The sequence below is a fragment of the Arthrobacter sp. ISL-28 genome (assembly GCF_018613875.1).
Taxonomy (GTDB): Bacteria; Actinomycetota; Actinomycetes; order Actinomycetales; family Micrococcaceae; genus Arthrobacter.
Genome location: NZ_JAGGPJ010000032.1, coordinates 1 through 10,368, shown reverse-complemented (window position 1 = coordinate 10,368; position 10,368 = coordinate 1). Strand labels below are relative to the sequence as shown.

The following is a 10,368-nucleotide window of genomic DNA, read 5'->3' as shown; positions in this document are numbered from 1 at the left end:
GACGCGGTCGCCACGTTCGACCTGGATGCGGCAACAACCTCAGTCTTCCTCGTCAACCGGTCACGGACCGACGAGGCAACGGTAACCATCGACCTGACAGCCCTGAACAGCGTCATCGTTCTGGATGCGCAGACGCTCTCGGACACGGATGTCTACGCCAAGAACACACTCGAAGATCCGGACCGCGTCGGCCTGCACCCGAATAAGAGTGCGGTGGTGCGAAACGGCGTTGTGGAAATCACCCTGCCTCCGGTCTCCTGGACAGCACTCAACATAGGTTGAAATAGCCGCAGGTCCGCCCGGGCGGCCGGGACGACCTCAGGCTCCCCGAGCGCCGAAGGGGCGATTGAAAGGCAAGCAGCCCAGATTGTCGAAAACCAGGCGGAAGCATCATCTGACGCTGCACGACGCCGGCGAGCACACGCAGGCTGAACCGGCGGAGCTGAACCCTGTGCCTCGGACGACGGTCTATCGCGAGCTTTGACGACGCGCACTACATGAAGACCGATGTCGGGGCCAACCACTAGGAGCGCCACTTAGCGCCGCGGGACCCGCGGCTGAGCCAACGTTTGTGAGCTGTAACCGGTTGTGACCGCCTCCCGAGCGGTCACAACCGTGCGCCAGCACCAGCGACGCGGGCTTCCGGGGTTCAGGAACCGGCGCGATAGCGGGTAAACATGGGGCGACGGCTTCGTCCACGATCGGGTGTCGGTGGGATTGGGCGGAACGAAGTCGGTCCGTACGAGTTGGGCCACAGGAGCTGGCCGCAGAAGGACCCTCGTTGCCCAAGTGGAAGAAGCGCAAGAACCGCCGGTGAAGCACAACGGCGCATCAGAGCACAGTTCTGACCACCGGCGTGCGCCTGCTGGAAATCCTGGAGGAATATCAAGTCGAAGCCCAGCAGTACGCGAAGGGCATGGCATTTGACGCGTCCTAGCCACAGGCACCGACAGAATCTGCACCTCGAACTCAGCGAGTGAAATTACACCGAAGAATGGTTCAGCACGGTGAAAATGCGCGGAGGGGTCGTCGTGCTGGGTAGGCTTCCCAGCCGGATGGCGCTCTATGCTCATAGATGTCTTATCTGAGGGGGCGACCATGGAGCCAAGTTCAGCCTCTGCACCCTTGACTCGCGCCTGGACTGCAGCCTGGATGTACCACCTCAGTTGGCTGGTACTGGCTCGGTGTGGCCGTTGAGAGCCTTCTCGACGTCGGCGGCGACCAGATAGTTGTTGAGCGCGATCGCGGCGGCGGAGCCGGCGGCGGCGGCGTTGATCAGCTGGGCGGTGTGGTCCACGACGTTGCCGGGCGCCCACACGCCGTCGATGCTGGTGCGACCGGTGCGATCGGTGGCGACCCAGCCCTCGTCATTGACTTCGCAGCCCAGGGCGGTCAGCAGCTTGTCGGACGGTATGAAGCGTGGGCCGACGAACAGCGCCGTGCGTCTGACCATCGGACCCTGGGCGAGCTCGACACCGCGGACGCCGGTCTCGTCGGACACGATCCGCGTCACTTCGCCATCGACGATCCGCACGCCGCGAGCGACCAACAGCTCCCGCTCGTGGGCCTCCAGGTCGATCCGGTGGGGAAAGAACACCACATCGTCGGACCACTGCCGGATCAGCTGCGCCTGGCGCAGGCTGAACGCACGGTCCTCCCCTCCGATCACCCCGAGCGCGCTGTCCCGTACCTCGTAGCCGTGGCAGTACGGGCAAAAATGCACATCCTGGCCCCACCGCTGGCGCAGGCCCGGGATCTCGGGGAGCTCATCGCGAAGCCCCGTTGCCACCACCACCGCGCGTGCGCCCAGCCGCCCGCCCTCGGCCAGGCGGACGGCGAACCGCGCCCCGTCGAGGCGGTCGATGCCGACTGCTCGGCCCGCCAGTAGCTCCCCGCCGTAGCTGAGGACCTCTCGCCGGGCCGTGGACAGCAGCTCGGCCGGGTCCATACCGTCGCGGGACAAGAAGCCATGCAGGTGCGCCGCCGGGGCGTTGCGCGGTTCGCCGGCATCGACGACCACCACCCGCCGTCGGGACCGACCCAACATCATCGCCGCCGACAACCCAGCCACCCCGCCACCGACCACTACCACGTCGTACTCCGCCATAACCCTCACCCTCCCAAATCAACCGACAAAACCTCTAGAGGAAAGTTCTAGCACAGATACCGAGGATTGTTCTACCCCGGGGTAGAATGGACCAATGACCAGGACCCCCACTGCCAGCGCGGGCCATCGGGCCAGGCCCGGCTCGCGCCGCGAGGACATCGCGGCCGCAGCGATCGAGCTGTTCCTCGACCGGGGTGTCGCCGCGACCAGGGTGGAAGACATCCTGGCCGCGACCGGCGTGAGCGTGGGCAGCTTCTACCACCACTTCCGCGACAAGCTCAGCCTGGCCTCCACGGTCTATCTGGAACACCTGCAGCGCTTCCAGGGCGACCTGCTCGTCGAACTTGACCGCCACGCGCGCACCGAGGACACCGTCCGCGGGCTGGTGGTGGCCTACCTACGGTGGGCCGGGGCCGATCCGCGCGCTATGGGCTACCTGCATCAGTGCCGCGAGCCCAACGTCGCCGAGATCTCCGAAGGCGAAGAAGCTCGACTCAAGCAATACTTTTACGATCGGCTCGCCGGCTGGCTCGGCGAACGCGCCGCGACTGGGGAGCTACGAGCGCTGCCGCACGAGCACAGCTTTGCGCTATGGCTCGGGCCCGCCGAACAGCTAGTTCGGGCCGCCATTGAACCCTCCGGGCATTCCACCGCACCGGAGCCCGACGCCCTGGCCGCACACCTCGCCCACGCCGAACGAGTCCTCGCGGACGCCGCCTGGGAAGCCCTTCGACGCCCCGCCCCGGGCGACACTGCCGATCAATCGCGCTAGTAGCGTCCAGCCGCGGTGCGGCAGCAACCACAATCCCCGCCGATCTGGGACGAAGACGAGGACGAGGACAGCGGCCAGTTGGTGAAGGTGATCCCCTGGGCCTCTTCGACGCCCACGAGGAGGGCGGACTTCGGTGGTGGGAGCAGAGGGGTCTTTGCCTATGTCATTGGCCGCCGGACCGCGTTCGACTTCGTGTTGACGGCCCTTGAGAAAGTGAGTTGAGCGTTCTGCACGTAGTGCCGCTGGCCCGTTTACAACTTGCCCGTTCTCGCATCTGCGCTGCCTTTGAGGACCGGGGAGTCGCTGCGCCAGTTCTCGGGCTGGACCCTCTCCCAGAGGCTTCCCTTGCCGAGGTCTTTGCCCCGCTGGTCTTCTCGCCTGAACCATTGTTCGGCGCTCCTGATCCTGTTGGGGTGAATTTCGTCGAGCAGGGCGTAGTCCCTGGTGATGATGTTGTGTTTCCATACGTTCCAGAAGCCTGTGAAGTTATCCCGGAAGCTCATGGTGCTCTTGTCGTTGGGATCTGCGTTGTATCCGGCGGGCAGATCAGCAGCGCCGCTCAGTGGACCACCCCAGTAGGTTGCCAGATCTGTGTCGATGTATTGTGCCGGATGCCCTGTGACCTTCTCGAATGCTGCTGCCATGTCGGCATAGGTCATGTGTTCGATGGCGACTTCGAGGTCCATGCCGTTCGCCCGTTCCTGATTGTCAAAGATCCAGCGAACGTAGTATCCGCAATCTTCGAGGGATACGTGGGGAACCGCGCCCTTGCCCAGCGGGACACGCCACGTGACGACACCGTCTTCAATAGCGGGTGTCATAGGCGTGAGTGGTGAGATCACCATTTCGATGTAAGGACCCGAAGTGAAGACCGCTGCTCCCATCCTGTCCCGGTTCTTCTGATTCTGAAACAGCACCCACTCGGCGATCCGGCCTTTACCGTCGTAGTGGCCGGTGCGGAACTTTGAGTCATAGCCGGATTTCTTGAGCGCGTAGTCGAGGTTTCCGTAGACGTAGAACTTGACTCCTTCTTCAATCGCAATCTCGTAACTGCGGATGGCCCAATACATCTCCGTTTTCTCACCGGTGTTGAACCCGTCGATGTTGACGTAGGCGCCATCGCAGCCCCGGAATCCTTCCCGCAGCACGTCTTCGTCGGCGAATGACCCTTCGAGGATGGAGACGTTGCCCAGCGCCAGGAGTGCCTGGGCCCTCGGGGAGGTGGCGTCGCGGGTGAGGACCCGTACTTTGTACTTTTTGTCGGCCACGAGACCTTGGACAATGGGCATCCCCTGGGCCCCTGTGCCGCCGATGATGAAGATGGTCGGGGTGGTGTGAGAAGACATGGCTTTTGACTCCAGAAGTTGAGTACGGACGCGATCAGCACAAATGGCCGAGGCATAGCGAAAACCGATCGGTTTCCATTACAGTACACCGATCGGTTTCCATGCAGCAAGCTTGGCATTGCAGGGCTGCACTCGGAGAGGATTGAAACCGATCGGTTTCATTTTCGTCACAATCTGAGTTAACCTCGCAGTATGGCCCCCGAAACGAATCTAAGCTCCCGCGAGCGTCTACTGGAGGCAGCGGCCACGCTTACCTACCAAGATGGTGTCGGCATCGGCATCGAGGCGTTGTGCAAGGCGGCCGGTGTGTCCAAGCGTTCCATGTACCAGCTGTTCGAGAGCAAGGACGAGCTGCTGGCCGCGAGCCTGGAGCAGCGTTCCTCCGCCTTCGTGGCGGGGCTCCTGCCTGCGGCGGGCGATGGCCGTTCGCCTCGTGAGCGGATCCTGCACGTCTTCCAGCAGGTGGAATTGCAGGCCGGTGCGCCCGAGTTCCAAGGCTGTCGGTACCTCGCTGTGCAGATCGAGCTAAAGGACCAGAGTCATCCCGCGAGCCAAGTGGCACACCGGGTCAAGGGGAATCTGACAGCTTTTTTCCGTACCGAGGCGATCCAGGGTGGGGCCAGCGACCCCGACCTGCTGGCCCGGCAGCTCAGCCTGGTCTTCGACGGCGCCAGCGCCCGCGCCGGGATCGGAGCCGACAACCTGACAGGGCTCATCACGCCCACCGTGGGCACTTTGCTCGATGCAGCAGGCATGAGCTAACCCGTCGTCGTCCTTGAGCAGGCTCGGCGACTAATGTGCTTGCCGAGCTAATGTCGATCTCCGACCTTCGGAGCGGTTCGCATCGCTTATGACCTTGTACTTTCCGATGCGAGGGGTAGTCGGAATCTTCCATGGTCAACATCTAGGCGGCCGCGAAGACGCCTTCTTGCTGCGTCGGGAGGCGAATGACCGCGCCTCCTCGGCGGAGCGAGACTGCAGCAGCTTGGGGTGCCGAGCCAGGAAGGACGCGTCTGGGTCCAGATGGCCCCATGGTGATCCTCGGATGGCGGATCGACCTGCAGCCCTGTGACGCACCTTGGGATCTGATCCGGACTAGAGCTTGCGCCTAGGAAACCGATCGGTTTACTGTGGGGGAAACCAATCGGTTTCTCACTATCTCGGAAGGTCCAGTGATGACAACAGTTCGGCAGGTGGCAATCGTGACGGGTGCGTCATCCGGCATCGGGAAGGCAACAGCGCTCTCGCTGGTCGAGGCGGGGTTCGATGTGGTCGGTACAAGTCGTGACACCTCGCGCATCACCCCGCTCGACGGCGTCACGTTCCTTGACCTCGATGTGGCCAGTGATGAGTCGGTCACCAATGTCGTTCAGCAGGTGGTCGACAGGTTTGGGCGGATTGACGTGCTGGTCAACAATGCCGGCATCGGCCTGACGGGCGCGGCCGAGGAAAATTCCCTCGCCCAGGCGCAGGTCGTCTTCGACATCAACGTCTTCGGCGTCATGCGCATGGCAAAGGAAGTCCTGCCGCATATGCGAGCCCGGGGAGACGGACGCATCATCAACCTCTCGTCAATTTATGGGCTCATCCCAGCTCCGTACCTGGCTGCCTATGCGGCGTCCAAGCACGCGGTCGAGGGGTACTCCGAGTCCTTGGACCACGAGGTCCGGGAACACGGCGTGCGGGTCCTTCTCGTCGAGCCCGGCGGGACCAACACCGGGTTCGAGGCGAACAGCACCCGGCCGGATACGCCGATCCAAGCCTACGAGAAGCAGCGACGCATCGCCGATAAGGTGATAGCGACGGCAGTCAGGGACGGGGATGCCCCCGCAACTGTAGCCCGGGCAATCGTGGCAGCAGCAACCGATCCAAAGCCGAAGCTCCGATACACGGCAGGCCCGATGGCCGGACGCATCAGCACGCTGCGCCGCATCGTCCCATCCAAGGTGTTCTACAACCAGATCCGCAAGTACAACCGTATGGCCGGCTGACGCTTCACCAGTCTGGCCTTAGTCCTGACAGTGTCGCCTTGCCCGCTCTGATGGCACCCATGCAGTGGCGCCCACAATACTGGCCGCTGCCGATATCACATGCCAGGCCAAGCCGTCCGCTGGCCCGGGAACCACATATACACGCAGCCGAAAAAGTAATACGCACTCACCGATTTCAAGGAGACCTTATGAACAGTTCACTCACCCACCGCTACGTCGACGTAAACGGGGTCAGGCTGCACATCGCCGAGCAGGGGGAGGGCCCGCTGGTCCTGCTGCTCCACGGATGGCCGGAGAGCTGGTACTCCTGGCGTCACCAGTTCGGGGCGCTGGCGGCGGCCGGGTACCGGGTCGTAGCCCCTGACCAGCGCGGCTACGCCCGCAGCGTGCAGCCGTCGGACGTCGCGTCATACACGCTGCTCCACCTCGTCGGCGACATGATCGCCCTGATCGAGGAGCTGGGCGAGGACCAGGCGATCCTCGTGGGACACGATTGGGGCGCACCCGTTGCCTGGACCGCGGCAATGTTGCGCCCGGACAAGGTCCGCGCCGTGGCCGGGCTGAGTGTTCCGCCGATTCTGCCCGGCGGTATGCTTCCACCCTCCATCACACGCACCCAGTACGGCGAGGGCTTCTACCAGGTCTACTTCCAGCAGCCGGGAGTCGTTGACGCGGAGCTCGCCAAGGACATCCCGGACTCCTTCCGCCGCATCCTCGTCGGCGCCTCAGGTGACAACCCGGACAGCACGGAGCCCCGCCCATTGGTCATACCCGACGGCATGGGCCTCCTGGACACCATGCCCGAATCGCCCGCTCTCCCGGCCTGGCTGACGGAGGAGGACATCCAGGTGTACGCCGAGGACTACGCCCTGCACGGCGAACGGGCCTTCACCGGAGCCTTCAACTGGTACCGGAACATCGAACGCAACAACGAACTGCTCGCCCCTTTCCGGGGGCGCAGGATCGACGTCCCCGCGCTGTACATGGTGGGAGAGCGCGACATGGTCACCTCATTGAGCGGCCCGGGCGGGCTGGCCTCGCTGACCGCCCTCGTGCCTCGACTGCAGGAACCTGTGGTGCTGCCGGGGTGCGGGCACTGGACACAGCAGGAGCGTCCCGCCGAGGTCAACGCCGCACTCCTCGACTTCCTCGCCCGCATCGACGGCTTACCTCCCCGATGACCCTACGCACCTCTGACCCATCCAACCAGAGAACCCCAACCAGACAAAGGACACAAATGACAGAGCGCAATCCCATCCTGATCACCGGCGCGGCCGGCGAAATCGGCGGTGTGAGCAGGACCATGGTCGACATGCTGCTTGAACAAGGGCACCCGGTGCGCGCGTTCGTGCGACAGGACGACGAACGCGCGCACTCGCTCCGCCAGGCCGGGGCCGAGGTCTTTGTCGGTGACCTGCTGAACATCGCCGACGTGACCGCCGCGCTGAAGGGCTGCCGACGCATCTACTTCAGCATGAGCCTGTCGCCGTACTACACCGACGCCGTCAGCCTGATGGCAGCGGCGGCGCGGGCCCAGGGCGACATCGAGGTCTTCGTCAACATCTCCGAGTACGAGCAGTCGTTCATGACGTTCGAGAAGATGACCGCACCAGAAGAAGAACGGCGGGCGTGGCTCGGCGGGCTCATCGCGGACTGGTCGCCACAGCAGCGGGCCCACTGAGTCGCCGAGCAGATGCTGGAGTGGTCCGGCCTCCCGACCGTCAACCTCCGGGCGGCCATGTTCGTCGAGAACCCCATCCTGACCTGGCTTGCGCTGGAGCCGCTGAGGAACGGTGAACTGCGCCTGCCCTTCGGCCACCACCAGCTCGCGCCCATCGCCGGTTACGACGTGGCGGAGCTATGCGCGAAGATCCTGATCAACCCGGCACCGCACCTCTCGAAGTCCTACAAGCTCACCGGCCCGGAACTGAAGGACATGCACGAGTTCGCGGAGGACTACGCAGCCGCGCTGGGACGCCACGTCACCTACGTTCCCGAAGACGTCGAAACCTGGAACGAGAACTACGTGGACAATGCCCTGGCCGCGTTTCCGCACACGGCGGAGCACATCAAGGCTCTGGCCCGGCTGATGGGCGGCGGGGGATACCGCGGCTCCATCGACCAACTGGAAACCCGGCTCGGGCGCCCGCCGAAGACTGCGCGGTGGGCGCTGGAGAACCATCCCCGCATCCGGAAGCTGGCATCTGCCTGAACAGCTGAGTTGTCCAGTGCAGAACAGTTTCCCCGTATTGGAGTCCCCAGGCTGGCGACTCCAATACGGCTGTCGCTTCGGCCGTGATCAAAGTAGGAATTGCAACCAGGCTCATCTAAAGGAGGGCGTCGTGTCGGCTGAGAAGTTGGCTCTGAATCTCGAGGAAGTTAGTTTTGAGGATCCGCGGGCTGGCCGATTGCGGGATCTGCTGAACCAGGAACTCCTCGCCCGCTACGCCACGGAGGAAGAGCCCAGCCTTCCGGCTGCCGCCAGGGCTGTATTAAGAGTCCCGGCTGAAGACTTTGTCGCGAACGTCCTCGTTGTTACCTCCTTCGGGCACGCGATAGGGCATGGGGCACTTCGCCTGCTGGACGGGGAGTGGGAGGTCAAGCGTGTCATCGTTGACCCCGCAGCGCGTGGCCTCGGGGCGGCGACTCAACTCATGGCAGGACTGGAACAGATCGCTGCTGCGGCCGGCGCCCGGCGGGTCATTCTTCAAACCGGCGGCAAACAACCAGAAGCAGAAGCCCTCTACCGGAAGATCGGCTACAGGCAAATACCGGCCTATCCGCCCTACAACACCGCGATCCCGTCATCAGTCTGCTTCGAGAAGGAACTTAAGGGTTGAGTTCCAGAACGCGGAAGACCCGTAGAGAACCTAAGGAGGAAACCCCATGTCAACCAACACGTCAGCGGAACGCTCGGAAACCTTCACCTGGACGAATCCAGCAATCGCGCTCGAACAGCTGCCACGGCTGTCTGGTCTGGACTACTTTTCCGGCCTCCGCAACGGCAGCATTGCGCCGCCGCCGATCGCTTCCCTCATGAATTTCGACCTCGTCGATGCGACATACGGACACGTCGAGTTCCAGTGCGAGCCGGGAGAAGCCCACTACAACCCCCTCGGAATGGTGCACGGTGGCCTGGCCTGCACGCTCCTCGACACGGTGCTCGGCTGCGCAGCACACAGCACCCTGGAAGCAGGGATCGGTTACACCTCCATCGACCTGGCGGTCAAGTACCTGCGGCCCATCACGCTCCAGAAGTGTGCTCTTCGCGCTGAGGGGTCCGTCGTTAAATCCGGTCCGCGGGTGATATTCACCGAAGGCCGCCTCAGCACCGCCAGCGGAGAACTCCTCGCCACCGCGACGAGCACGCTGCTCGTCTTCGCCCACCAACCTGGCGCCCTGCCAGGATGACTGCTACCGGCACCGCTGTTGCGCCGGCGCCGGCCACTCAGGATCGAGCCGTGTCCCCGACCACCGTTTCGGGAATACCGGCTTTGAGCCGCTTCGGCGTTCCCTTGGGGCTTGCCGGTCTCGGCGGCGCCTGGTCCGCCGCGACGAGCTCACTCGGATCCCCGATGTGGCCGGAGGAAATCCTCTACGGAGCAGCCAGCTTTCTGTGGCTGATCCTGACCGCCCTCTACGTGTTCCGGGGCCTTCGCCGCAAAGGAGCATTCAGGGCCGACCTGAGACATGAACTGGCAGGACCCTTTGCGTCCTTCATCCCGTGGTGGGGATCCTGCCGTCGTCGCACTACAGCCAGTATCTGCCGCCATGGGATGCCTGGCTGTGCATGGCTTTCACTGGGACGGAGACCCCGACCTGCACATCACCGCCTGGTCACCCGTTCCCGGGTCCCCAAGTGAAGAGAAGCTCCGGATTCTCAGCTCGTGCATCCAACAAACGGCCACAACCCAGGGCGAAACCGCGAATCGACCCGATTAGGGAAAAACCCAAACCATCTGCCTCAGCGCTCTACAAGGACCACGAGGAACCCCGCTGCGGGCCCGGGGCCATACATGCGTCAACGAACGATCACAGAGCGCCGTCATCAAGGGATCAAATCCACACTCGACAGTTAGTGAACATGTGGTGATCGCAGTGGGATGGGCCCGTTTGTGCTGATTTAGCAGCAATGCCGTTTACTTAGGCGTA

General features: G+C 63.6%; 12 protein-coding genes. 10 read left to right on the top strand and 2 right to left on the bottom strand.

The genetic code is table 11. From position 1 onward, the window contains the following. A partial coding sequence (locus J7E80_RS19840; protein ID WP_285291886.1) for an alpha-L-arabinofuranosidase C-terminal domain-containing protein occupies positions 1-282 on the top strand: 282 nt, incomplete at its 5' end. Between the two features lie 880 nt (positions 283-1,162). Here the strand turns inward: J7E80_RS19840 and J7E80_RS19835 are convergent. Continuing rightward, entirely contained in the window at positions 1,163-2,107 is a 945-nt protein-coding gene (locus J7E80_RS19835; RefSeq protein WP_215053945.1) for an NAD(P)/FAD-dependent oxidoreductase, read from the bottom strand. Between the two features lie 94 nt (positions 2,108-2,201). Between J7E80_RS19835 and J7E80_RS19830 the strand changes: the two genes are divergently transcribed. Next, positions 2,202-2,879 carry a TetR/AcrR family transcriptional regulator gene (locus tag J7E80_RS19830; protein WP_215053944.1) on the top strand — a complete coding sequence of 226 codons (678 nt, stop codon included), beginning with the start codon at positions 2,202-2,204 and terminating at the stop codon, positions 2,877-2,879. A 251-nt stretch (positions 2,880-3,130) separates the two neighbouring features. Here J7E80_RS19830 and J7E80_RS19825 read toward each other — a convergent pair whose 3' ends face one another. Continuing rightward, positions 3,131-4,225 carry an NmrA family NAD(P)-binding protein gene (locus J7E80_RS19825; RefSeq protein WP_215053943.1) on the bottom strand — a complete coding sequence of 365 codons (1,095 nt, stop codon included), beginning with the start codon at positions 4,223-4,225 and terminating at the stop codon, positions 3,131-3,133. Between the two features lie 192 nt (positions 4,226-4,417). Here J7E80_RS19825 and J7E80_RS19820 point away from each other — a divergent pair, with 192 nt between their 5' ends. The 8 genes from J7E80_RS19820 to J7E80_RS24725 all read left to right on the top strand — a co-directional run bounded on the left by J7E80_RS19820 (position 4,418) and on the right by J7E80_RS24725 (position 10,079). Further along, positions 4,418-4,987, top strand: coding sequence for a TetR/AcrR family transcriptional regulator (locus tag J7E80_RS19820; protein ID WP_215053942.1), 570 nt, complete (start codon positions 4,418-4,420; stop codon positions 4,985-4,987). Positions 4,988-5,400: 413 nt separating this feature from the next. After that, positions 5,401-6,216: an oxidoreductase gene (locus J7E80_RS19815; RefSeq protein ID WP_215053941.1), complete on the top strand. Its 816-nt coding sequence runs from the start codon at positions 5,401-5,403 to the stop codon at positions 6,214-6,216. 188 nt (positions 6,217-6,404) lie between these two features. Beyond that, complete coding sequence (locus J7E80_RS19810; protein WP_215053940.1) at positions 6,405-7,397, top strand: alpha/beta fold hydrolase; 993 nt, start codon at positions 6,405-6,407, stop codon at positions 7,395-7,397. Positions 7,398-7,453: 56 nt separating this feature from the next. Beyond that, positions 7,454-7,897 carry an NAD(P)H-binding protein gene (locus tag J7E80_RS19805; protein ID WP_215053939.1) on the top strand — a complete coding sequence of 148 codons (444 nt, stop codon included), beginning with the start codon at positions 7,454-7,456 and terminating at the stop codon, positions 7,895-7,897. A gap of 12 nt (positions 7,898-7,909) precedes the next feature. Beyond that, positions 7,910-8,428, top strand: coding sequence for a hypothetical protein (locus J7E80_RS19800; RefSeq protein ID WP_215053938.1), 519 nt, complete (start codon positions 7,910-7,912; stop codon positions 8,426-8,428). Between the two features lie 130 nt (positions 8,429-8,558). Then, entirely contained in the window at positions 8,559-9,056 is a 498-nt protein-coding gene (locus tag J7E80_RS19795) for a GNAT family N-acetyltransferase (protein ID WP_215053937.1), read from the top strand. A gap of 46 nt (positions 9,057-9,102) precedes the next feature. Further along, entirely contained in the window at positions 9,103-9,627 is a 525-nt protein-coding gene (locus J7E80_RS19790; protein WP_215053936.1) for a PaaI family thioesterase, read from the top strand. Next, entirely contained in the window at positions 9,624-10,079 is a 456-nt protein-coding gene (locus tag J7E80_RS24725) for a hypothetical protein (RefSeq protein WP_396020815.1), read from the top strand. Before J7E80_RS19790 ends, J7E80_RS24725 begins: the two co-directional genes overlap by 4 nt. Positions 10,080-10,368 lie beyond the last annotated feature (289 nt).